At 41.2% G+C, this 23,629-nt stretch carries 25 protein-coding genes and 2 pseudogenes; 11 read left to right on the plus strand and 16 right to left on the minus strand.

Features of this window, described 5'->3' with window-relative positions; genetic code table 11:
* Positions 1-128: 128 nt before the first annotated feature.
* Entirely contained in the window at positions 129-1,715 is a 1,587-nt protein-coding gene (locus tag MTN97_RS05555) for an ABC-F family ATPase (RefSeq protein ID WP_214552433.1), read from the minus strand.
* A 618-nt stretch (positions 1,716-2,333) separates the two neighbouring features.
* On the opposite strand from MTN97_RS05555, the gene MTN97_RS05560 reads away from it, so the two are divergent.
* A complete protein-coding gene (locus tag MTN97_RS05560; RefSeq protein ID WP_138626600.1) occupies positions 2,334-3,542 on the plus strand; it encodes a porin in 1,209 nt (402 codons plus the stop codon).
* A 96-nt stretch (positions 3,543-3,638) separates the two neighbouring features.
* On the opposite strand, the gene MTN97_RS05565 is transcribed toward MTN97_RS05560, so the two are convergent.
* Positions 3,639-3,821, minus strand: a complete 183-nt coding sequence (locus tag MTN97_RS05565) for a hypothetical protein (protein WP_069439449.1) — start codon at positions 3,819-3,821, stop codon at positions 3,639-3,641.
* A gap of 89 nt (positions 3,822-3,910) precedes the next feature.
* Here MTN97_RS05565 and MTN97_RS05570 point away from each other — a divergent pair, with 89 nt between their 5' ends.
* Positions 3,911-4,432 (plus strand): TetR/AcrR family transcriptional regulator, encoded by a 522-nt coding sequence (locus MTN97_RS05570; RefSeq protein ID WP_028835232.1) that lies wholly within the window; start codon positions 3,911-3,913, stop codon positions 4,430-4,432.
* A 325-nt stretch (positions 4,433-4,757) separates the two neighbouring features.
* On the opposite strand, the gene MTN97_RS05575 is transcribed toward MTN97_RS05570, so the two are convergent.
* From MTN97_RS05575 to MTN97_RS05590, 5 genes are all read right to left on the minus strand, one after another.
* Positions 4,758-4,916 carry a hypothetical protein gene (locus MTN97_RS05575; RefSeq protein ID WP_248473868.1) on the minus strand — a complete coding sequence of 53 codons (159 nt, stop codon included), beginning with the start codon at positions 4,914-4,916 and terminating at the stop codon, positions 4,758-4,760.
* 10 nt (positions 4,917-4,926) lie between these two features.
* Positions 4,927-5,202: an alpha/beta hydrolase-fold protein gene (locus tag MTN97_RS05580; protein WP_312842959.1), complete on the minus strand. Its 276-nt coding sequence runs from the start codon at positions 5,200-5,202 to the stop codon at positions 4,927-4,929.
* A gap of 109 nt (positions 5,203-5,311) precedes the next feature.
* Entirely contained in the window at positions 5,312-5,665 is a 354-nt protein-coding gene (locus MTN97_RS05585; RefSeq protein ID WP_248473869.1) for an alpha/beta hydrolase-fold protein, read from the minus strand.
* A 3-nt stretch (positions 5,666-5,668) separates the two neighbouring features.
* Positions 5,669-5,794, minus strand: coding sequence for a hypothetical protein (locus MTN97_RS17885; protein WP_282447311.1), 126 nt, complete (start codon positions 5,792-5,794; stop codon positions 5,669-5,671).
* Positions 5,791-6,300 (minus strand): GNAT family N-acetyltransferase, encoded by a 510-nt coding sequence (locus MTN97_RS05590; protein WP_036982724.1) that lies wholly within the window; start codon positions 6,298-6,300, stop codon positions 5,791-5,793. Before MTN97_RS05590 ends, MTN97_RS17885 begins: the two co-directional genes overlap by 4 nt.
* A gap of 99 nt (positions 6,301-6,399) precedes the next feature.
* Here MTN97_RS05590 and MTN97_RS05595 point away from each other — a divergent pair, with 99 nt between their 5' ends.
* Positions 6,400-6,603 carry a hypothetical protein gene (locus MTN97_RS05595; RefSeq protein ID WP_036982727.1) on the plus strand — a complete coding sequence of 68 codons (204 nt, stop codon included), beginning with the start codon at positions 6,400-6,402 and terminating at the stop codon, positions 6,601-6,603.
* 357 nt (positions 6,604-6,960) lie between these two features.
* On the opposite strand, the pseudogene MTN97_RS05600 reads toward MTN97_RS05595, so the two are convergent.
* A pseudogene (locus MTN97_RS05600) lies at positions 6,961-7,161 on the minus strand (DMT family transporter); the annotation flags it as partial.
* A gap of 167 nt (positions 7,162-7,328) precedes the next feature.
* Positions 7,329-7,823, minus strand: a complete 495-nt coding sequence (locus MTN97_RS05605) for an endonuclease/exonuclease/phosphatase family protein (RefSeq protein ID WP_248473887.1) — start codon at positions 7,821-7,823, stop codon at positions 7,329-7,331.
* On the opposite strand from MTN97_RS05605, the pseudogene MTN97_RS05610 reads away from it, so the two are divergent.
* Positions 7,795-7,899, plus strand: a pseudogene (locus MTN97_RS05610) (integron integrase); the annotation flags it as partial. The gene MTN97_RS05605 and the pseudogene MTN97_RS05610 overlap by 29 nt on opposite strands.
* A 74-nt stretch (positions 7,900-7,973) precedes the next feature.
* Here the strand turns inward: MTN97_RS05610 and MTN97_RS05615 are convergent.
* The 7 genes from MTN97_RS05615 to MTN97_RS05645 all read right to left on the minus strand — a co-directional run bounded on the left by MTN97_RS05615 (position 7,974) and on the right by MTN97_RS05645 (position 15,623).
* Entirely contained in the window at positions 7,974-8,744 is a 771-nt protein-coding gene (locus tag MTN97_RS05615) for an SDR family oxidoreductase (RefSeq protein ID WP_036982730.1), read from the minus strand.
* Between the two features lie 9 nt (positions 8,745-8,753).
* Entirely contained in the window at positions 8,754-9,653 is a 900-nt protein-coding gene (gene mmsB / locus MTN97_RS05620) for a 3-hydroxyisobutyrate dehydrogenase (RefSeq protein ID WP_248473870.1), read from the minus strand.
* Between the two features lie 4 nt (positions 9,654-9,657).
* A complete protein-coding gene (locus MTN97_RS05625) occupies positions 9,658-10,815 on the minus strand; it encodes an enoyl-CoA hydratase/isomerase family protein (protein WP_248473871.1) in 1,158 nt (385 codons plus the stop codon).
* A complete protein-coding gene (locus MTN97_RS05630) occupies positions 10,815-11,594 on the minus strand; it encodes an enoyl-CoA hydratase (protein WP_248473872.1) in 780 nt (259 codons plus the stop codon). The genes MTN97_RS05625 and MTN97_RS05630 overlap by 1 nt, the downstream gene beginning before the upstream one ends.
* Positions 11,595-11,604: 10 nt before the next feature.
* Positions 11,605-12,762, minus strand: a complete 1,158-nt coding sequence (locus tag MTN97_RS05635) for an acyl-CoA dehydrogenase family protein (protein WP_010389955.1) — start codon at positions 12,760-12,762, stop codon at positions 11,605-11,607.
* A 118-nt stretch (positions 12,763-12,880) separates the two neighbouring features.
* On the minus strand, positions 12,881-14,371 hold the full coding sequence (locus tag MTN97_RS05640) for a CoA-acylating methylmalonate-semialdehyde dehydrogenase (RefSeq protein WP_069439443.1): 1,491 nt from the start codon (positions 14,369-14,371) through the stop codon (positions 12,881-12,883).
* 70 nt (positions 14,372-14,441) lie between these two features.
* A complete protein-coding gene (locus MTN97_RS05645) occupies positions 14,442-15,623 on the minus strand; it encodes an acetyl-CoA C-acyltransferase (RefSeq protein ID WP_248473873.1) in 1,182 nt (393 codons plus the stop codon).
* 329 nt (positions 15,624-15,952) lie between these two features.
* Here MTN97_RS05645 and MTN97_RS05650 point away from each other — a divergent pair, with 329 nt between their 5' ends.
* The 7 genes from MTN97_RS05650 to MTN97_RS05680 are packed head-to-tail and all read left to right on the plus strand — an operon-like array spanning position 15,953 to position 23,625.
* Positions 15,953-16,387: a MerR family transcriptional regulator gene (locus tag MTN97_RS05650; protein WP_008114692.1), complete on the plus strand. Its 435-nt coding sequence runs from the start codon at positions 15,953-15,955 to the stop codon at positions 16,385-16,387.
* 37 nt (positions 16,388-16,424) lie between these two features.
* Positions 16,425-17,600 carry an isovaleryl-CoA dehydrogenase gene (locus MTN97_RS05655; protein WP_013464901.1) on the plus strand — a complete coding sequence of 392 codons (1,176 nt, stop codon included), beginning with the start codon at positions 16,425-16,427 and terminating at the stop codon, positions 17,598-17,600.
* 10 nt (positions 17,601-17,610) lie between these two features.
* On the plus strand, positions 17,611-19,218 hold the full coding sequence (locus tag MTN97_RS05660; protein ID WP_248473874.1) for a carboxyl transferase domain-containing protein: 1,608 nt from the start codon (positions 17,611-17,613) through the stop codon (positions 19,216-19,218).
* 12 nt (positions 19,219-19,230) lie between these two features.
* Entirely contained in the window at positions 19,231-20,001 is a 771-nt protein-coding gene (locus tag MTN97_RS05665) for an enoyl-CoA hydratase/isomerase family protein (protein ID WP_016899945.1), read from the plus strand.
* Positions 20,002-20,009: 8 nt separating this feature from the next.
* Positions 20,010-22,001 (plus strand): acetyl/propionyl/methylcrotonyl-CoA carboxylase subunit alpha, encoded by a 1,992-nt coding sequence (locus tag MTN97_RS05670; protein ID WP_248473875.1) that lies wholly within the window; start codon positions 20,010-20,012, stop codon positions 21,999-22,001.
* On the plus strand, positions 22,001-22,897 hold the full coding sequence (locus MTN97_RS05675) for a hydroxymethylglutaryl-CoA lyase (protein ID WP_069439439.1): 897 nt from the start codon (positions 22,001-22,003) through the stop codon (positions 22,895-22,897). Before MTN97_RS05670 ends, MTN97_RS05675 begins: the two co-directional genes overlap by 1 nt.
* A 29-nt stretch (positions 22,898-22,926) precedes the next feature.
* Entirely contained in the window at positions 22,927-23,625 is a 699-nt protein-coding gene (locus tag MTN97_RS05680; protein WP_248473876.1) for a CoA transferase subunit A, read from the plus strand.
* Positions 23,626-23,629 lie beyond the last annotated feature (4 nt).

Raw genomic sequence — 23,629 nt, forward strand, 5'->3', positions numbered from 1 at the left:
AAAATAGCGGACTTATGTCCGGTTTTATGGCGGGTATTATATACTTAAATGCTGCACTAATGCGACCAGCAGACAATAAAAAAGCCATGTTAAACATGGCTTTTTTTAAACATCGAAACAATCAGCAATTAAGCTTCTTTACTCGCTAAATATTCTGAGTAGTTACCTCTAAAGTCGATAACTTTACCGTCTTTAATTTCCCAAATACGGGTAGCAACTGATGATACAAACTGACGGTCGTGTGACACAAACATCAAGGTACCTTCATACGCTTCAAGCGCTAAGTTAAGTGCTTCAATTGACTCCATATCCATGTGGTTGGTTGGCTCATCCATAAGTAAAATATTTGGCTTATGCATCATAATTTTACCAAATAACATACGGCCTTGCTCACCACCAGATATTACTTTTACTGATTTTTTTATATCGTTTTGTGAAAACAACATACGACCTAAGAAGCTACGCACTACTTGCTCATCGTCGCCCTCTTGTTGCCATTGCTCCATCCACTCAAACAAATTCATGTCTTTTTCAAACTCATCGGCATGATCTTGTGCATAGTAGCCAATGTTTGCATTTTCAGACCATTTAAACTCACCGCTTTTAGGCGCTAAACGTCCTGCTAAAGTGTTTAATAATGTTGTTTTACCCACACCATTTTCACCAATAATAGCAATGCGCTCACCTACTTCAACTAGGCCTTCTAATCCTGAGAATAAAGTTTCTTCAAAGCCTTGCGATAAGCTGGTCATTTCAAGCGCGTTACGGAATAACTGCTTTTCTTGTTCAAAACGAATAAATGGCGACTGACGTGATGACGCTTTTACTTCGTCTAATTGAATTTTATCAATTCGTTTTGCACGTGAAGTGGCTTGCTTTGCCTTTGACGCGTTGGCAGAAAAGCGCGATACAAATTGTTGAAGCTCTGCTATTTGGCTTTTCTTTTTCGCGTTTTCACTTAATAAACGTTCGCGTGCTTGAGTAGCTGCAAACATGTATTCATCGTAGTTACCCGGGTAAATACGTAGTTCACCGTAGTCAATATCGGCCATATGCGTACATACCGAATTTAAAAAGTGACGGTCATGCGAGATGATGATCATGGTACAGTCACGTTGATTCAATACATCTTCAAGCCACTTAATTGTATAAATGTCCAAGTTATTGGTAGGCTCATCGAGCAGCATGATATCAGGGTCTGAAAACAAAACTTGAGCTAGAAGCACACGAAGTTTAAAACCTGGTGCAATTTCTGACATAGGTCCGTAGTGCTGCTCTGTAGCAATACCCACACCTAATAGTAACTCACCCGCTTTAGATTCAGCCGAGTAACCGTCCATTTCAGCAAATTCAGTTTCAAGATCGGCTACTTTCATGCCGTCTTCTTCACTCATTTCAGGTAGGCTATATATCCGGTCACGTTCTTGTTTAATATCCCACAATTCTTTATGACCCATAATCACGGTATCAATAACAGAATATTCTTCGTAGGCGAATTGATCTTGGTTTAGTTTAGCAACGCGCTCATTTGGATCAGTACTTACGTTACCCGAAGATGGTTCTAATTCACCACTAAGGATTTTCATAAAGGTCGACTTACCACAACCATTAGCACCAATTAAACCATAACGGTTTGATTCGCCAAATTTAGCTGAGATATTTTCAAATAACGGTTTAGCACCAAATTGCATGGTGATGTTAGCTGTACTAATAATAGCGCTACCCTCCAAGGGAGACTGAAGTATTTAAATTGCGCGCAGTTTAAACCAAATCACCGTTTTTTTCTATGAAAGTTTATAGCACCAAACTCAAAGTAAACGGTGGCTGTTTATTAACTATAAAAGCAATTAAATAGCCAAAGTACTGGGCGAGAAAATGTGCTTAAAAGGTGAGTAAAACTCATTATTGTACCATTAATGCAGTAAAAAATGTTTAATAAAAAAAACAACTAGCATCAAACCCTTTATAAATTATTTAATCGCGTTAACAGGCGACTTAGTCGCATTTTACTTTTATTAACAATTAATACGGCTATACTAATTTTTTTTATAGTTTTAGAGTTTCAGCTCTACCCATGCCGACAGACGCAACTATGAAAAAAATTCAACACTCCCTCTCCTGCATTTAAGCCTAATATCTTATTCCAAAATTAAATGGCAGTTTATACGGCTACAAAATAAAAACAGCATTAACTTAAAATGAACAAGCCGAGTGTTTTGTGCTAATTATCATTGATAATTTTTCACTTTTGAGCCTTTTATTGCTTTGCTAGTCTGCATGACTTCGAATTTAGTAATTATAAAAACGTCTTTAATTTAGGCAAGGCACACACAATGAAAAGAAAATTAGTATCGCTAGCAATTGCGGGTATTTTAGCTGCTCCAACTGTTTCAGCAGTAGAAGTGTTTAAGGATGAAAAAAATACAGTCGCAGTAGGCGGATATATTGATGCGCGAGTGATAAATACTCAAGGTCAAAACGAAATCGTCAATGGTGCCTCACGAATTAATTTTGATTTTAAACGCCAACTAAAAAACGGCTGGGAAGCAATGGCTTTAGTTGAATGGGGTGTCAACCCTGTTGGCAGTAGCGATATTGTATACAACAACCGTTTTGAATCTATTCAAGATGAGTTTTTATATAATCGTTTAGGTTATGCAGGACTTAAACACGATAAATACGGCCAAATTACGATTGGTAAACAATGGGGTGCGTGGTTTGATGTTGTGTATGCAACAAACTACAGCTATGTATGGGATGGTAACGCTGCCGGTGTTTACACTTACAACAAAGACGATGGTGCAGTAAATGGTACTGGTCGTGGTGATAAAACACTGCAATACCGTAATAGCTACAACGACTTTGACTTTAGTGTTCAAACTCAGTTAAAAAACAGCGCTTTTTATACTTGTGATGTAAGCAATATTACAGAATCACAATGCCAAGCAAATTTTGAGTCTGGAGATGCTGCTGCACAACAAGTTGAATTTAACTATACGTTTGGCGGTGCAGTAACCTATAACTTGACTGATAAGCTAAAACTGACCGCGGGTATTAACCGCGGCGAGTTTGAATTAACGTATGGCGACGGAACAACCCGCTCTGTTGACGATTCAATTTATGGTGCAGGTGTTATTTGGGGCAATATTGATGCGCCAGGCTTGTATGTAGCCGCTAATATCAACAAAAACGAAAACCACGATACAGATAACATAGGTCGTTTAATTAAAGATGCGATTGGTATTGAAACATTTGTGTCGTATCGCTTTGATAACGATTTTAGACCATTTATTGCCTATAACTTATTTGATGCAGGTGATGACTACGTAATTCAACCAAACTTTAATGCCGATCCTAATGATGTATTTAAGCGTCAATTTGCTGTTATTGGCGTGCATTACTTAATTGACCAAAACACCAAACTTTATGTAGAAGCACGTAAAGACTTTGGTGATTTTGAAAGTAATAATAAACAGCAGCAAGCGCTAATGGAGCAATCTGAAGATGACGGTATTGCTTTTGGTTTTAGATACGTTCTTTAATATCAGTTGAGCTTTCAAGCTTAAAATCACAAAGGTAAACTTAAAGCCCTGCAAAATAGCAGGGCTTTTTTTCGATTTGTTTAGTTGAAGCTTGAGCTATTTTTTCTTAAATGCTTTTTTTAACGCACGCGTCCCCTCTGTTGGCCCTAGAATAAGCCATAAAAAAGCAACCCCTCCTGGGACTAAAACTGCTTTTAATATTGGCCCTAGCAAATAAGAATAAAAATAAATTAGTGGAATAAAAAGTATATAACCAATAACACGTTTGATAAACTTCATGTAACATCCTTATGAAAATGAGCGCGCTCAATTAATCAAATAATGACTTAGCTCTTTTATTAAACAAACAAGTAAAGCATTGAAATATAATGAGTAAAAAAGAAAAGACACGCGATAAAATTTTAGCTTCAGCATGGGAATTATTTTTGCTGCAAGGTTACGATCACACATCAACAAGAGAAATAGCGGTTGCAGCCAATGTTGCTGTAGGTACAGTGTTTAGTCATTTTGAAAATAAAATTGATTTATTGATGGCCGGTATGCAACAACAAATAGCCGTTATTATTAACCAAGCAAAGCAGTTAGATACGCAGCACTCCCCTCGCTTAAAGTTACGTCATTACGCTCATCCGCTTTATTCTTTTTATTGTGAAAATAGTGAATTTAGTAAGCTATTAATTAGCGACATCATTTGGAGAACGTCTTTTTTTAAAGCGCAGATGGATGAATTTAAACAACTGCTTTTTAGTGAACAACCGAAGTTTGATGAAACAAAAGCAAGCGTAATGATGGACTGTTATTTTATGACCTTAATAGATGGGTTAAACGACCCCTTACCTAATGCTGAAAATATGCTTAGACAGTTAAGTAATAAAATAGCGCTTTTGTAATTAAGTCCTGAAGGTATAGACCGGTGCTGATATAAATAAAGCACCGTCCACCTTTTTTGTTATTTAAATTCTTTATTTAACGACTCAGATAGCCAAACTCAATAAGCGTTATAAACCCACCACTCCACTTATGAGTAAATTGATAATTTATATTACCTCATTGCTAAGATTACATTTAAACATTACTAGTATGATGTGTTCTTTTTTGTACCACCTTGCATCCACCAGCTATTTACACCATAAAATAAGATAATTTATAGCAAAACGGCTTAACTGTACATATATACAGCTAAGCCGTTTTACTAGTGCAAGTTTAACAATATTCTTAATTAATAAATTCATCATAGCCCGTTAAAGCCCCCTTAATACTCAATGCTGGATTATCATTATGCTTTGCATCAGGGTTTACTTTACTCCCCCACCCTAACCAGTTACTAGTATGGCTTACTAAACTTTGCTCTAAGTTATCATACGCCTCAAGCATTACTTTATGTTCAGCCCCGCCAACAGTAAAATATAATAAGGTGGGTTCTATAGTAGCTTTGTGTTTTAGCTTGTAAAAAGGTATTAAAATGATTTACTACGGTCATATCGTCGTACCAAGGCGCAGGACTAAATGCAAAGTAACCATTAAATAGCATTGGTTTGGTGTGCAGCGTATATAAAGTAAAACTGCCCCCTGCCGAAAATCCCGTTAATATACGGTTTTCAGTTAACCTGTATTTAGCCTTTAAATAAGTAATACCAATTCGCTTAATTAAGTGGTCTATTTTGAGGCTGAAAAAACGAGTTGATAGCTAGGCAAAAAAATCGCTATTTAGTTGTTCTAAATGAGAGTTTTTTAACACAGGTAGCGACACGTTTAGCCCCGCAAAATGATTAAGTATTATTGCGGATTGGTATAAGTAGCTCTTGCTCTATAAAAGCAAAAAACAAATCAGCTTTACCAAAAATTTCTGGCGAAGTTTCATGTTTAGACCGAGGATTTGTATTAACGTCTTTCCTTGCATAAGGTGGTACTAAATCACGATTTCGCGTATCGATAAAAAACTGATTAGGTATAGCAACTAAAATAGCCTCATTTAATATGCTTTCAGTATTTAATGCTTTTAGTGCCTTATCCCAATTAGCTAAATTAAAATAACCATCTGTTTTTATAATAAGTGGATACGCTTTATTTTTGTCAAAATCATCGGGTAACCTTATAAATACCTTATAAGACTCATTAAGCACTTTCTAATCTAGGGTTACATCAACAAAGTCTGAAACATTATTTTGATAATAACTAAACCCAGTTATTACAAACCCAAATACACTAACAACTAACAATACATTTAAAATAATCGCTTTTTTAATTCTCATGTGCCATCCATTTTAGTTAATTGCTTATGCCATACGCCGTTATTAAGTTGCTGGTTAAATACAAAGCCAAGTTTAGTGAGTAAGTTATAACAGCGAACATTTTTGCCATGAATTTCTGCATATAAGTGCTCAATGTTTAAAGAGCTATGCACTTCACTGACAAAGCCTTTAAGTACTTCTTGCATTAAGCCTTGCTGCCAATAGAGTGGATCCAGTTCAAAACCAATATAAGCACTTTTGGTTTGTTTACATATTTTATATAAGCCACATGTTCCCAGTAGTTTGCCACTCATATTATGTTCAATTGCAAGCCGAACACCTTCACCTTGGTAATAACTCGATATATCATCTTGAATTAACTGCTTAATATGCTGTTTATTTAGCGGGGTTTTATAATCGTTAAACTCATAAACGAGTGGATTATTTAAAATTGTTAATAGCGCTGCGCCGTGTTTGTGGGTAATTAAACGTAAGGTAACGCGGGGTAATTTTATAGTTTTAAACATGCCTACGCCAAATAAAGTAAACGCGCTTTAAATAGCACTTTATAGAGCGTCATTATTAACTTACCATACCGTATTCACAAGCATTAATTGAGATAAACTATGAGTGACAATTTTAAAGTAATACAACCAACTACTACTGTTTACTGCCCAAAACGTGGTGAAGGTTGGACCCTTACCGGCATTACTAATATTAACGAGTTTACATCGGTTATGTTTGATGGCGTTCGTTATACCTTACCAGCACGTGAAATTGTAGAGCAGTTATTACCTAATCAATTAGCGCGTGAACAACAAGATAAGTAAGGTACTTGTAATAGAAAAAAGGCTGCAGTTATTTGTAGCCTTAAAGATTTTCATTATTAACGTTTTAAAACATAAATACCGAGTGGGGAATCTAGACGAAGGTTATGCTCATCAACATGTATCACTTCCCATTTTCTAACTACTTCTCCCGAAATTACATGTAATATTTTGCCTTCCCTCATGTAATGGTAGTATCTATTCCGATGTTTTTTCATTATTTGGAGAATACCTCAATTATCAATTTTTATTGTATCTATATCTGATGCAATAATTTCAATTAACTTCCATTTAAACTGAATATCATTCTCTTTCGAATAAAGTAAAGGTGAATAGATCAGCGTAATTAAAATAGCGAGACATTCCAAGCCCTGACCAAATTGCATATGCCATTCCAACAGGAATTGATTTGAGAGTGAGTGAAAGCAGATAAAACGCTGCACCATAACCAGCAACAAGTAATGAAGGAGCTAATTTAGTAAAACCCTCACTAGACTTCAGACTAGATGTTGCAATTACCTCATAAATGATAGCCGCGGATAAAAATATCCAGTTCTTCATAGCTTTCTCCGGTTTTTATATCTCGCGCAAGAATATACTAATATTCAAGAAATAAGCAGTCTTGCTCTTTCAAAAAAACTGTGAGCACATGAAGCATCTAACGCCCGGCTCACGCGCCGGTTTGGAGCCGCGAAGCGACGGAAAATCGGTCGCTGTGCAGCCGATTGTTAATTGTTGATGCTCAGCGTCAACGGCACGTGAACACTGATTGAAATCCACTCATCGTGCTGGCCGATCTTCAAATCACATTTTTCTGGAAAGTCTGAAGAGGTAAAAATGTAATCAATGTGGTACGCCTTCTCGCGGTTCCGCTGCAAGAAGAATGTTGGCCTAGACTCATTGCCCTGCTCTTCCTCAAAGGCACGATGATACGCGCTCTTGAAACCCATCTCGCCGAGTTCAGCTACTACGCCTGAGTGATTCCACCATCGGTCCGGCTTATCCCACCGCACATTGCTATTAAAATCGCCGAGAATGATTGTCTTTGGCTGACTCAGATCTTCACGATGAATTTGAAGGTATTTCCAGAATTGCCCCATGTAGCCAAATGCTTCGTCATTCCGCCCCTTCGTCCAGACTGCCAGCACAGTGACATCTCTGTTGATAGTGAAAGGGAGAAAAAGCCTAAGATCGCCCCAAACACAGTTAGGCCACAGTGACATACGTACTACACAGATTTATACGCATGTTTTACAACAAGGTACTAACGGGGTTGTTAGCCCTTTTTCAAGGTTATAAACCTCCCCTATTGAAAACAAAAAAGCACAACTCGCTTGAGCTGTGCTTCCAATAAATAAATGAGAGCTGACAAATTACAAACGAATACCGCCGTCTATTTCTACCACGCGGCCAGTAAAAAAGTCGTTTTCGATAATATACTGAGCAGTATGGGCTATTTCAGCGGTTTCACCTAAGCGCCCTACAGGGGTTACTGCTAGCATGCGCTGTTTGGCTTCTGGCTTCATTGCATCGGTCATGGCAGTGCTAATAACACCTGGGGCAATTGCACCAACGCGAATACCAAAACGACCAAGTTCTTTAGCCCATGTAGTGGTTAGTGCCACAACACCTGCTTTTGAGGCAGCGTAGTTAGTTTGGCCAATATTACCCGCACGCGCTACGCTCGACATATTTACAATTACGCCGCCTTTGCCTGATTCAATCATGTGGCTAGCCGCTTCGCGCCCGGCTAAAAATACCCCTGTTAGGTTAACGTCAATCACTGATTGAAATTGATCAAGCGACATTTTTTTAACCACTTTGCCATCTTTGGCTTTTATAAACATGCCATCGCGTAAAATGCCGGCGTTATTAATTAATACCCCAATGTGACCAAAGTCACTGTTAATGGTATTAAAAACGTCTTCAACTTCGCTCTCAACGGTTACATTAGCGCTGTAGCCTTTTATAGTACCCGTTACGCCTTGTAATGCAGATAGCTGCTCGGTTGCTTCATTTAACTGTGCTTGTGCCATATCAATTAAGGCAATATTAGCGCCCATTAAGGCAAACCTTTGCGCCATTGCAAAACCTAAGCCTTGTGCGCCACCGGTAATCACTACGGTATTATTTTTTATTTCCACGATACTTTCCTACTTCGAAAACAATTTAAAAATGGCACTAAAATCATCACTACCCGCACCTTGGTGCTGCATCATAGTGTATAAATTTTTAGCCATTGAGCCCATTGGCGTTAGTGAATTACTCTGCTGCGCTGCTTCCATAGCAAGGCCTAAGTCTTTAGCCATTAAATCAACCATAAAGCCAGGTTTATAATTATTACTTGCAGGAGCGGTATCCATAACACCTGGACAGGGGTTATAAAGTTCTAACGTCCAGTTTCGACCCGAGCTTGCGCTCATTATGTCGCTGAGTACTTTTGCGTCGAGGCCGTTATTAATGCCCATTTGAATGGCTTCACTGGTGCCTGCCATTAAAATACTCAACAGCATATTGTTACATATTTTGGCAACTTGCCCTGCACCAATATCACCAGCATGGAATATGTTTTTACCCATATCGACTAATACAGAATTCGCTTTATCAAATGCAGCTTGCTCACCACCAACGATAAACGTAAGCGTTCCTGCTGTTGCACCTGCTACACCACCCGAAACCGGTGCATCAACAAACGCAATACCTTGTTCGCCAAGTGCATGGCCTACATCACGGGCTGATTGTGCATCTATAGTTGAACAATCAATCACTAAGGTACTTTTACTCAGTACTTTAATTAAACCCGATTGCTCGTCTGTGCCTAAATAAAGTGATTTAACATGTTTGCTTGCCGGTAGCATGCTAATTAGCACATCAACGTTGGTTGCACAGGTTTGTGCATCTTTTGTTGCATTGGCACCTTTTTCAACTAGCTCGTTCACTGCATTAGCACTTAGGTCGAACACGCTCACCGTATGGCCAGCTTTAATTAAATTAGCCGCCATTGGGCCGCCCATATTACCTAAACCAATAAATCCTATATTGAGTTTACTCATCGCTTTACCCTTGTAAATTAAGTTGAGAAAAGTACGGCTCTAGCGGATGTTGCTCGCCAAAGCGATTTGCAAAAAAGCTCTCTACCACTTCTTTTGGTACATCAGCTAACGTTTTAAACTGCCAGTGTGGCGCACCGTCTTTATCGATTAGTAAGGCACGTACACCTTCTTGAAACTCGCCCACTTCACCGGCACGAACCGACATCGCAAGCTCCATTTTAAAACACTCTGCCAACGTTTTACCTTTGCTGTGTTTGAGCTGCTCACTCACTAAGGCACAACTTAACGGACAACCATGCGCCAACGATTTTTGTGCGCGTTGTAGCCATTTGTCATCAGTGGTTAGGTTTAAAATGTAATCTACCTGCTGCTCTAATGTGTCAAACTCACCAAGCTTTTGAATCAAGCTTAAGTTTGCTTTTAAATTACCTTTGGGCATACGGCTAGAGTTGTTATCTAACTCAATTAGCAAGTTACTTAGCTTGTCGTGGTTTAAGCTTGCTGTTTTACCCCATTTTGTATTTAGTAATGCTTCAACAAGCTCTGGGTACTTATCGGCATTTACAAAGTGGTCGGCAAGCGATACAAGCTTAGCGTCTTCACAATTTATAGATGCCGAGGTCAGCCCTAAAAACAAACCAACATGGGCGGGCATTTTATGTAAAAAATAACTGCCGCCTACATCAGGGTAAAGCCCAATAGTTTGCTCTGGCATGGCAATGCGTGATGTTTCGGTAACCACACGATGACTGGCACCGGCCATTAAACCTAAACCGCCGCCCATTACAATCCCGTTACCCCAGACTAAAATGGGTTTGTTGTAGCAATGAATAAGGTAATCGAGCTGATACTCTTGAGTAAAAAACTCTTCAACCAGTGAGCTCGGTTTACCTTCACTCATTGCTTTGTGTAAGCTCACTACATCGCCACCGGCGCAAAATGCTTTTTCACCTGCGCCTTTAAGAACCACTAATGCAATGTTATCGTCTTTGTCCCATTGCTGTAGTTGCGGCTCGAGTAAGCTGATCATTTCAAAATTTAACGCGTTTAATGACTTAGGCGCGTTAAGCGTAGCAAAACCAATGAGTCGGCCATTGTCTGTGGTTGCCGTTTCAAATACCACGGCAGCATCAGCTAAATTTAAACGGGTTAATTCATTCATTAGCCATTCACCCAATTAGCTTTGCGCTTTTCTAAAAAGGCGTTCACGCCCTCTTGCTGATCTTCGGTATCAAATAAACCAACAAACAGTTCACGTTCCAGTGGCAACGCATTTGCCATAGGTTGATTACGCCCTTTTTGAATCAATGTTTTACACGCAGCAACCGACGATGGGCTTTGCTCTGCCACTTGGTTTGCCAGTTTTAGCGCTGCTGCAAAACTTTCACCTTGTGCAACCACTTCTTCCACTAAGCCAATTTGTAGGGCTTTATCGGCTTTTAAGCGCTCACCGCATAAAATCATGCGTTTTGCCCAGCCCTCGCCAACAAGCCATGCTAAGTTTTGCGTTCCACCAGCACAGGGTAATAAACCCACTTTTGCTTCAGGCAATGCCATTTGTGCTTGCTCTTCTGCAATACGAATGTCGCAAGCAAGTGCTACTTCAAGGCCGCCACCCATTGCATAACCATTAATGGCTGCAACCGACACGCCTCTAAAATTAGTTAACGCTTCAAACGCTTCACCAAATACACATGACATATCTGCAGCGACACCTTTATCGCCACTGGCAAATACATTGAGGTCGGCACCGGCGCTAAAAAACTTCTCGCCTTCACCAGTCAGTACTAATGCATAAATATTTTTATTGGTGTTGAGCTGATTAACTGCGTCTTTAAGCGCCACTAAGGTATCTTTCGTCCAGGTATTCGCTGGCGGATTCGACATAGTTAAAATAGCTACATGGCCTTCAATAGTTAACTCAATGCTAGGATTTGACATACTAATCTCCTTATAAAACTTCACTGGCTGATTCGGCTAAAATACGACGCGCAATAATCACACGCATAATTTCGTTAGTGCCCTCAAGAATTTGATGAACACGTACATCTCTAACATGGCGCTCAAGCGGGTATTCTTTTATGTATCCGTAGCCACCATGAATTTGCAGCGCATCGTTACACACAGTAAAACCAACATCGGTTGCAAAGCGTTTAGCCATTGCACAATAAGTGGTTTTTTCACTGTCGTTAGTATCAAGTTTAAACGCCGCGAGTCTTACCATTTGGCGCGCTGCTACAAGCTCGGTATTCATATCGGCAATTTTAAATTGTAGTGCTTGAAATGCAGCCAATGGCTTGCCAAATTGGGTACGCTCTTTTAAATACTCACGTGCGGTATTAAGTGCCGCTTGTGCTGTACCAATAGAGCAAGTAGCAATATTAATACGGCCGCCATCTAAGCCTTGCATGGCAAATTTAAAGCCTTCGCCTTCTTGGCCTAATAAGTTTGCGGCTGGAATACGCACATCTTCAAAACTAATTAAGCGTGTTGGCTGTGCATTCCAGCCCATTTTTTCTTCTGCTTTGCCGTACTCAATGCCTTTGGCATCTGCTGGTACAACAAACGCTGAAATGCCGCTTGGGCCATCTGCCCCTGTACGCGCCATGACCACTAATATTTCTGTTTCACCGGCACCTGAAATAAACATTTTTGAGCCGTTAATAACATACTCATCACCGTCACGCACTGCTTTAGTTTTTAATGACGCAGCATCAGAGCCAGAGCCTGGCTCAGTTAAACAGTACGATGCCAGTAATTCACCCATTACCAATTGCTCAACGTATTTGTCTTTTACTGCATCGGTGCCAAAGCTTGCGATCATCCAGGTTGCCATATTATGAATGGTTAACATTGCCGTTGTTGCAGTACAGCCCAGTGCAAGTTGCTCAAAAATAATGCTTGAATCTAAACGAGATAAACCTAAACCACCGGCTTCTTCTGGGGTGTATAAACCACAAAAACCAAGCTCACCAGCGGCTTTAATTGTGTCTTTTGGGAAAATATGTTCGCGATCCCACTTAGCTGCATGTGGTGCTAGTTCAGATTCTGCGAATTGACGCGCCGTTTGCGCAAAAGCTTGTTGATCTTCAGATAAGTTAAAGTCCATGGTAGACCTCTTGTTGTGTTTTGTTTGTTGTCGGTGCATCCCATCAAGGGAGTAATTAGTGAGGAGCGACAACACTGTGTGTTGTGCCCCTCTTTTTTATTAATTATTCAGTGCAATATTATTTAAGATTAATACTCATGTTTGGACCTGAGGCAATGTCATCCTCAAACCAACGAGAGGTAATAGTTTTAGTTTCTGTGTAAAAACGAATACCTTGTTTACCATAGGTGTGAGTATCGCCGTAGAATGAGCCTTTCCAGCCAGTAAACGAGAAAAATGGCAACGGCACAGGAATCGGTACATTAATTCCCACTTGACCCACTTCAATTTCGTGTTGGAACTTACGTGCAGCTGCACCACTTGATGTAAATAGTGAGGTACCGTTACCGTAAGGGCTTTCGTTAATAAGGGCGATGGCTTCTTCAAGGGTATCTACAAACATACACGCCAGTACTGGGCCAAAAATCTCTTCTTTGTACAAGTTCATCTCTTTGGTTACATCAGTAAATAACGTTGGACCTACCCAGTTACCTTGCTCAAACCCTTCAACAGTAAAGTCAGAGCCATCAATTAAACAGGTTGCGCCTTGCGCTTTACCATCGGCAATCAATGATAAAATACGCGCTTTTGCTGCAGGTGATGTTTGCGGACCATAAGCGGCGTCTGCATCATCCCAAACACCTGGGCGCACACCTTCAAAGCCAGCTTTAATTTCATCAACCCAGTCTTTTGCTTGGCCAACAAATACCGCCACTGAAATACCCATACAACGCTGGCCTGCCGCACCAACTGATGCGCCTACTAAGTTATTAACAACATGCGATTTACTCGCGTCAGGCATAATCACCATGTGGTTTTTAGCGCCAACACACGCTTGCACACGTTTTAGGTGTTGTGTGCCTTTAGAATAAATGTATGCACCCACACCACACGAGCCAACAAACGAAATAGCACGAACGGCTTTGTCTTCTAATAAGCGGTCAACTTGTGGTTTTGTACCGTGCACGACTTGTAACACGCCTTTAGGTGCACCGGCTTCAATAAATAGCTCAGCTAAGCGCATAGGCGTAAGTGGGTCTTGCTCAGACGGTTTTAAAATAAAGGTGTTACCACATACAATTGCCAGTGGGAACATCCAAAGTGGGATCATGGCCGGAAAATTAAATGGGGTAATACCTGCACATACACCCAGTGGTTGCATGTATGAATAGGTATCGATTTTACGCGCTACGTTTTCCATCGTCTCGCCCATCATTAACGATGGTGCATTAGCAGCTTGCTCAACCACCTCAATACCACGCCACACATCGCCTTTTGCATCTTCAAATGTTTTACCTAGCTCATGACAAATGATAGTGGCTAATTCATCATGGTTTTCTTTTAACAGCGCCGCGTATTTCATCATAATGCGCGCACGTTCTGTAATTGGTACGTCTTTCCAGGTTTTAAACGTTTCACTGGCAGAGGCAATAGCCGCGTCCATTTCAGCGTCTGTAGCACAAGGTACTTGCGCTAACACTTCTTGATTAGCAGGATTTACAACATCAATTAGTTCATTTGAAGTTGATTGAATAAATTCGCCGTTAATGAGTAAGGGTACTTGGTGCATAATTAAAATCCTATTGATTAAATTGGGGACCGCAGCGTTTTTGTTATAGTTGCTGCGGCTTTATTATTAGTTAAAGTGCTTCTACGGCCATGGCAACGGCTTCACCGCCACCAATACATAAAGAGGCTACGCCCTTTTTAAGACCCCGGTTTTTAAGTGCATGGATAAGTGTTACTAAAATACGCGCACCGCTAGCACCAATAGGATGACCTAATGCACAGGCGCCACCGTTAACATTAACTTTTTTCTCATCAAGCTTTAACTCGTTAATAGCTAGCATGGTAACCATGGCAAACGCTTCGTTAATTTCCCATAAATCAACATCTGCGGTTGTCCACCCTGCTTTTTCAAGCACACTGTTCATTGCACCAACAGGCGCTACGGTAAATTCACTGGGTTTTTGAGAATGCGTGCTGTGAGCAACAATTTTGCAAAGTGGTGTTAAACCCTCTGCTTTTGCTTTTGATTCGCTCATTAAAATCAGTGCTGCACCACCATCTGAAATAGACGATGAGTTTGCCGCAGTAATGGTGCCGTCTTTTTTAAATGCTGCACGTAAACTTGGGATTTTTTCAGGGCGAGCATTACCAGGTTGCTCATCAATTGAAACGGTGACATCGCCTTTACGTGTTTTAATAGTGTGAGGGGCGATTTCGTTGTCAAAGCTACCATTTTCTATGGCTGCGTTTGCTTTACTTAACGAACCCAGTGCAAAAGCGTCCATTTGCTCACGGCCAATGCCGTATTCATCGGCTGTGTCTTGAGCAAAACAACCCATTGCTTTATTGTCGTAAGCATCTTCAAGGCCATCACTCATCATATGATCTTTTATTTCACCGTGGCCCATACGCATACCGCCACGGGCTTTAGGAATAAAATAAGGCGCATTGGTCATACTTTCCATACCACCGGCAATGGCTGATTCAATAGAACCTGCTTTAATAAGGTCATTCGCTAACATGGCCGCTTTTAAACCCGAGCCACATACTTTATTAATTGTGGTAGCGCCTGTGCTTAGTGCTAGCCCTGCTTTAAGCATAGCCTGACGTGCAGGCGCTTGGCCTAAGCCAGCTGGCAATACACAGCCCATAATCACTTCATCAATTGCATCATTGCTTAAACCCGTTTGAGCAAGTGCACCTGCAATAGCTGTAGCACCTAGTTCGGTAGACTGCGCATCACTTAGTGCGCCCATAAATCCACCCATTGGGGTGCGTTTTGCTGCTACAATTACAACGCTTTCGAAAGACATAAAAGGCTCCATTTTCAATTAACGCAAACATGTTTTATTATGTTTAGCTTAATGTTTAAACTAATCTGATAAATACGAGCATACATAAAATTTACGTTTACGCCAACGTAAATCTAAAATCAACTTTCTAATTAGTGTAAAAACTGTAAAGCAAGCTTGCTAAAAATGTATTACAACCTCCATAAATGGCTTATAACGTTTATAAACACTCAACTTCCACTGTAAACCCGCCTTTATTTTGTACGTCTAAAGTATAACAATTAAATCGCACTTTACCTTTACGTAAACTTCACTTATATTGGTGATATTCGAATGAGGTAAACATTACAATGAAATCAGATAATCAAACAAACTTTGCAAATTCAGCCAACGAGCCGGCTAAAAACGAACAAACTTTTAGTATCAGCGAATTGGCTAAAGAATTTGATATTACTACCCGCTCTATCCGTTTTTACGAAGACCAAGGGTTAATATCGCCAGAGCGCAATGGCCAAACACGTATTTACTCAAAGCGCGATAAAGTACGCCTAAAGTTAATACTTCGTGGTAAACGTTTAGGGTTTACCTTGGCTGAAACCGGTCGTTTGTTTGAACTGTATGATGCAGACAAATCAAGCGCTAAACAGTTAGTTACTATGCTTGACCTCATCAGCGAAAAAAAGGCCGACCTATCTCAACAAATGGACGACATTAAAGTTGTACTAATGGAGTTGGTTACCGCAGAACGTCGTTGTCGCGACACGCTTAGCAAAATAGATGAATAAAATATAATAAACGTCATCAAACACACAGGAATGAATCATGAGCACTATTTCACTATATAAAGAAATGAATTTTGGTCTTGGCGAAACAGCGGACATGATCCGCAGTCATGTAAACAGCTTTGCCAGTCAAGAAATTGCCCCACTAGCTGAAAAAACAGATCTGGATAATGCGTTTCCCAATCAACTTTGGCCGCAAATGGGTGAAATGGGCGTTTTAGGCATGACCGTTGATGAAGAATTTGGTGGTGCGGGTTTAGGTTATTTAGAGCACGTTATTGCCATGGAAGAAATTAGCCGTGCAAGTGCCTCTATTGGCTTAAGCTATGGTGCGCATTCAAACCTGTGTGTTAATCAAATAAACCGTAATGGATCACAAGCACAAAAAGAAAAATACTTACCTAAACTAATTAGCGGTGAACACATTGGTGCCTTGGCCATGAGTGAGCCTAATGCGGGCTCTGATGTTGTATCAATGAAACTTAAAGCCGAGAAAAAAGGCGATAAGTACATTTTAAACGGCAATAAAATGTGGATCACCAATGGCCCTGACGCAGATACACTGGTTATTTATGCAAAAACAGATTTAAACGCCGGCGCTAAAGGGATTACCGCCTTTATTGTAGAAAAAACATTCCCGGGGTTTTCTACCGCACAAAAACTCGACAAACTCGGTATGCGCGGATCAAACACCTGTGAACTGGTCTTTGATAACTGTGAGGTACCCGAAGAAAACATTTTAGGTAACTTAAACGAAGGCGTTAAGGTACTTATGAGTGGCCTTGATTACGAGCGAGTTGTTTTAGCTGCAGGCCCGTTAGGAATTATGCAAGCATGTATGGACATTGTGGTGCCTTACATTCATGAACGTAAACAGTTTGACAGCCCGATTGGTCAATTTCAGTTAATTCAAGGCAAAATTGCCGATATGTATACACAAATGAATGCAGCGCGCTCCTATGTGTACACAGTAGCAAAAGCCTGTGATCGCGGCGAAACCACCCGTAAAGACGCAGCTGGCGCAATTTTATACGCTGCAGAGCTTGCAACTAAAATGGCGCTTGATGCAATCCAAATTTTAGGCGGCAATGGCTACATAAACGAATACGCAACAGGTCGTTTACTGCGTGATGCGAAATTATACGAAATTGGCGCAGGCACCTCAGAAATACGCCGCATGTTGATTGGCCGTGAATTATTTACTGAAAGCCGTTAAGGATTAATTTATGACGATTTTAAAATCGAGCGTTAATCCTCACGATCCTAGTTTTGTGCAAAAACACAAAAATATGTCGGCGCTGGTGGATGATTTACGCGATAAAGTTGCCAATATTAGCTTAGGTGGTGGCGCTGCACTTAAAGAGCGCCATGAAAGCAGAGGAAAGCTGTTTGTTCGTGACCGTATCAGTACTTTATTAGATGAAGGCTCACCCTTTTTAGAAATATCGCAATTTGCTGCATTTGGTGTGTATGAACAAGAGATACCTTGTGCCGGTGTGGTTGCAGGTATTGGTCGCGTAAAAGGCGTTGAATGTATGGTGATTGCAAACGACGCGACAGTTAAAGGTGGCACCTATTTCCCGCTTACTGTTAAAAAGCATTTACGCGCACAAGATATTGCTGAGCGTTGCCACTTACCGTGTATTTACTTAGTTGATTCTGGCGGTGCCAACCTGCCAGAGCAAGACGATGTATTTCCAGACAAACTGCATTTTGGGCGTATTTTTTACAATCAAGCACGTATGTCGGGTAAAGGCATTCCACAAATTGCAGTGGTTATGGGCTTATGTACCGCAGGTGGTGCGTATGTACCCGCTATGGCCGATGAAAGCATTATTGTAAAAGAGCAAGGCACTATATTTTTAGCAGGCCCACCACTGGTAAAAGCGGCAACCGGTGAAGAAGTCACCGCAGAAGAGCTTGGCGGCGCCGATGTTCATTGTAAAACATCGGGTGTGGCCGATCATTACGCAGAAAATGATGCGCATGCATTATCGATTGCACGCCAATGTATAGAGCGAATTAATTACACACGCCCTACCGCCCCATTATTAGATGACGTAAAAGCTCCCCGTTACGATATTAACGAGCTTTACGGCATTGTTGGTACTGATCTTAAAAAGCCATTTGATGTGCGTGAAGTTATAGCTCGCACTGTCGATGACTCGTCTTTTGATGAATTTAAACGTTATTTTGGCGAAACACTGGTGACAGGCTTTGCCAGCATTTATGGCAACCCTGTGGGCATAGTGGCTAATAACGGTATTTTATTTAGTGAGTCGGCGCAAAAAGGCGCGCACTTTATTCAACTGTGTGCCCAGCGCAACATTCCATTGGTATTTTTACAAAATATTACTGGCTTTATGGTCGGTAAAAAATACGAAGCCGAAGGCATTGCTAAACATGGCGCTAAAATGGTGATGGCGGTGTCGTGTGCTGATGTACCAAAATTCACCGTGCTTATTGGTGGCTCTTATGGCGCCGGCAATTATGGAATGTGTGGCCGTGCATTTGAACCGACCATGATGTGGATGTGGCCAAATGCCCGTATTTCAGTTATGGGTGGTGAGCAAGCTGCAGGTGTTATGGCACAAGTTAAACAAGATGGATTAGCCCGTAAAGGCGAAAGCATGAGCGAGCAAGAAGTTAGCGATTTTAAAAAGCCAATTATTAGTCAATACGAACAACAAGGTCATCCTTATTATGCCAGTGCCCGCTTATGGGATGATGGCATTATAGATCCTGTCGATACACGCAATGTTCTTGGGCTTGCACTTAGCGCAGCTAAAAATGCACCACAGCGTGAGTCTAAGTTTGGCGTATTTAGAATGTAACCGGAGCGCACAATGTCAGTAACACTACAAATAACAAAATCTAATGTGGCTGTACTCGTTTTAAGCCGCCCAGAAAAACGTAATGCATTTAATAGCGACGTTATCCATGAGCTTATTCAATGTATTGAACATGCTAATACGCTCGATATTCGTGCCTTAGTCCTCAAAACCGAAGGTAAACATTTTTCAGCCGGTGCCGACTTAGCCTGGATGAAATCGATGGCAGATAATAACTATAACGATAACTTAGCTGATTCAATGCAACTGGCTAAACTTATGCAAGTATTAGCACAGAGCCCGCATCCTACAATTTGTGCGGTACAAGGTGCCGCCTTTGGTGGAGCATTAGGGTTAATTGCCTGTTGTGATATTGCGCTTAGTAAAGACGATGCGCAATTTTGTTTAAGTGAAGTTAAACTTGGGCTAATACCTGCCGTGATCAGCCCTTATGTGATTAAGGCCATTGGTGAGCGTGCTGCACGCAGATATTTTTTAACTGCAGAAGTGTTTGATGCCCACACAGCAAAGCAACTGGGTTTAGTGCATCAAATTACTGGGAACTTAGAAACAGCCCTCGATAATTTGCTGCAAACCTTGATTGATAACGGCCCTATTGCCGTTAAGGCCGCAAAAGCACTTATTAACGATGTTGCCAATAAAGAGATAAACGAGGAGCTAATTGCACTGACTGCAGAGCGTATAGCTAAAATTCGTGTATCAACTGAAGGCCAAGAAGGACTGAGCGCCTTTTTTGATAAACGCCCTCCCCAATGGCAACTCTAGGACGCATTATGAACACAGTACAATTACAAAAAATTCTGATTGCTAACCGTGGCGAAATTGCCTGTCGTATTATGCGCACCGCAAAGCAAATGGGCTTAACCACGGTTGCGGTGTATTCAGATGCAGATAAAAACGCGCAACATGTAAAAATGGCCGACGAAGCCTACCATATTGGTGCTGCGCCAAGTAAAGATTCATACCTAGTCGCAGATAAAATTTTGCAGGTTGCTAAAGCCAGTGGCGCTGATTGCATTCATCCAGGCTACGGTTTTTTATCTGAAAACAGTGAATTTGCTAAAGCCTGTGAAGCCCATAACATTGCTTTTATTGGCCCACCAGCAACGAGTATTGAAGCAATGGGCTCAAAAACCCGTGCTAAAGAAATAATGGCCGCGGCAAACGTTCCTTTAGTACCTGGTTACTATGGTGATAAACAAGACCCTGCTTTTTTGCAATCTGAGGCTAAAAAAATTGGTTACCCTGTTCTTATCAAAGCGGCCTTTGGCGGTGGCGGTAAAGGGATGCGAGTGGTAGAAAAGCCGAAAGACTTTATAACTGCACTTGAAGGCGCCCAACGTGAAGCCATTGCCGGTTTTGGTAACGATTTAGTGCTATTAGAGCGCTACGTTAATCAACCTCGCCATGTTGAAGTACAAGTATTTGCAGATAATCACGGTAACTGTGTTTATTTGGGTGATCGTGACTGTTCGTTACAACGCCGACACCAAAAAGTGATTGAAGAAGCCCCTGCTCCAGGTTTATCTGATGCGCTGCGTAAAGAAATGGGCGAAGCGGCTGTACGCTGTGCATTAGCCATTAATTACCGTGGTGCCGGTACCGTTGAGTTTTTACTTTGCGGTAATGAATTTTTCTTTATGGAAATGAACACTCGCTTGCAAGTAGAGCACCCAGTGACCGAAATGGTAACCGGCGTTGATTTAGTAAATTGGCAAATTAATATTGCGGGCGGGCAAACACTGCCGTTAAAGCAATCTGATATTCAACTGCAAGGCCATAGCTTTGAAGCGCGTATTTACGCCGAAGACCCTGCAAATGACTTTATTCCGTGTTCAGGCACCATTGAAGCGTTACACGTCCCCGTTAATAGTGAATTTGTACGCATAGATACCGGGATTGCCCAAGGTGATGAAATAAGCCCTTATTACGACCCAATGATTGCAAAGTTAATTGTTCATGATGATAATCGCGAACAAGCGCTTTCTCGTTTGCAACAGGCGCTTGAACAATTTCATTTAGCGGGCTTTAGTACCAATATTGGCTTTTTACATAACTTAGCTTGCCACGCAAGCTTTAAACAAGGCGCGCCAAGTACACACTTTATTGCTGAACAAGGTGATTCACTCGCTACGGTTGATGAGTCATTATTGCTATCAAGCCAGCTTATTGCTGCTTTTGCCTATTTAGAGTCGTTAAACACGCACCAAGCACAAAACAATAGTGCCAGCCCTTGGCAACAACTTAGTGGCTTTACTTTAAATGCACCGCAGGCAATTAAAATCCCATTTGTAGATTTACCGCTTAGCGCTATCAAAACAGCGCAGGGTTACAATGTGACACACAGTGCGGGCGTATACAGGGTTCAAGGGACGCTAAATAATGGTGTGTGCAACGTATTTATTAACGGTGAAAAGCACAGTGCGCATGTCAACATAACTGACAATGAAATTACTGTAATGAATAAAGCACTGCAAACTAAGTTTGAATGTGTTGATAAGCATTATATTAGTTCACACGAAAGTGACGCGCTGCCGCTCGCTGCGCCACTCAATGGCACGGTAGTAAAACATTTAATTGAAGTAGGTAGCACTATCACCAAAGGTGATGCCGTTGTTATTATCGAAGCCATGAAAATGGAATATACACTTAATGCACCACATGACGGCATATTACAGAGTTACTGCTTTGGTGAAGGTGAACTAGTTTCACACGGCGCACTGTTAGCCATTGTTGAAGATACGACTGTGCAGGAAGGTGCTTAATGAGTGCCTTTGCAAACAAAGTTCGTATTGTTGAAGTGGGTGCACGTGATGGTTTACAAAATGAAAAAACCGTCAGCACTGAAGATAAAGTAACACTAATTAATGCCCTCGCCGGTGCGGGATTAAAAGACATAGAAGCTGGTGCGTTCGTATCCCCAAAATGGGTGCCACAAATGGCAGACTCAAGCGAGGTGATCAATGCGCTTGACCTTCCAGAGATTAATTTAAGTGCCTTAACGCCAAATTTAAAAGGCGCACAAGCTGCGCATGCTGTTGGTATTAAAGAATTTGCTATATTTACGGCGGCCAGCGAAGCGTTTTGTCAAAAAAATATAAATTGCTCAATAGCGCAAAGTATTGATCGTTTTAGCGAGGTAATGACTTTTGCTAAAGCGAATAATATACGCGTTCGTGGTTATGTAAGCTGTGTTTTAGGCTGCCCTTATGAGGGAGACGTTGACCCTCAGGTTGTTTTAAACGTGGCACAAAAGTTATTAGCGCTTGGCTGCTATGAAGTGAGCCTTGGCGATACTATTGGTGTCGGCACCGCAGGTAAAGTGACTGAGCTGCTTACATTGCTGCTCAAGCATATTGATAAAAGTAAGCTTGCAGTACATTTTCATGATACATATGGACAGGCGCTCACAAATATTTACGCTGCCTTAAGCCTAGGTATTTCAACAGTTGACGCTGCCGTTGCTGGCCTTGGTGGCTGCCCTTACGCTAAGGGTGCGTCAGGAAATGTTGCCACCGAAGATGTTGTTTACTTACTGCAAGGGCTTGGCATTGAACATGGAATTGATTTAAAAAGGCTTGCACAAGCAGGTTGGCAAATTACTAATGCGCTTAATAAACAGCCTGTTAGTAAAGTTTCAGTGGCATTACACACACAATAATTGCAATAGCATAGAATGAGGAGTCACTCATGGCCGGTTTTGATAAAGTAGTTTCGAGTTACGAAGCTGCAATGGAAGGTTTAAAAGACGGCGATACTATCATCGCTGGTGGTTTTGGTTTATGCGGTATTCCCGAGGGACTAATAGCCCAAATTAAAAAAATACAAACCAAAGAGTTAACGGTCGTATCGAACAATTGCGGCGTTGATGACTTTGGTTTAGGACTTTTATTACAAGACAAACAAATTAAAAAAGTGGTTGCCTCTTATGTGGGCGAAAATGCTCTTTTTGAACAACAACTACTTAATGGCGAAATTGATGTAGAGCTAACACCACAAGGGACTCTAGCAGAAAAAATGCGTGCTGGTGGTGCCGGTATTCCTGCTTTTTATACCGCCACGGGTTACGGTACGCCAGTAGCTGAGGGTAAAGAAGTAAAAGAATTTAATGGTCGCCCTTATATTTTAGAAGAGTCAATCACGGGTGAATTTGCCATTGTAAAAGCATGGAAAGCAGACCGCTACGGTAATTTAGTGTTTCGCCATACCGCAATGAACTTTAACCCAATGGCTGCAACCGCAGGTAAAATTACCGTTGCTGAGGTGGAAGAGATAGTTGAACCCGGTGAACTGGAGCCAAGTCAAATTCATACCCCTGGCATTTTTGTAAATCGCGTGATCAAGGGTAACTTTGAAAAACGTATTGAACGTGTTACCACACGAGATTAAGCAG

It is taken from the genome of Pseudoalteromonas sp. 2CM36K, from assembly GCF_023161865.1.
GTDB lineage: Bacteria > Pseudomonadota > Gammaproteobacteria > Enterobacterales > Alteromonadaceae > Pseudoalteromonas > Pseudoalteromonas tetraodonis.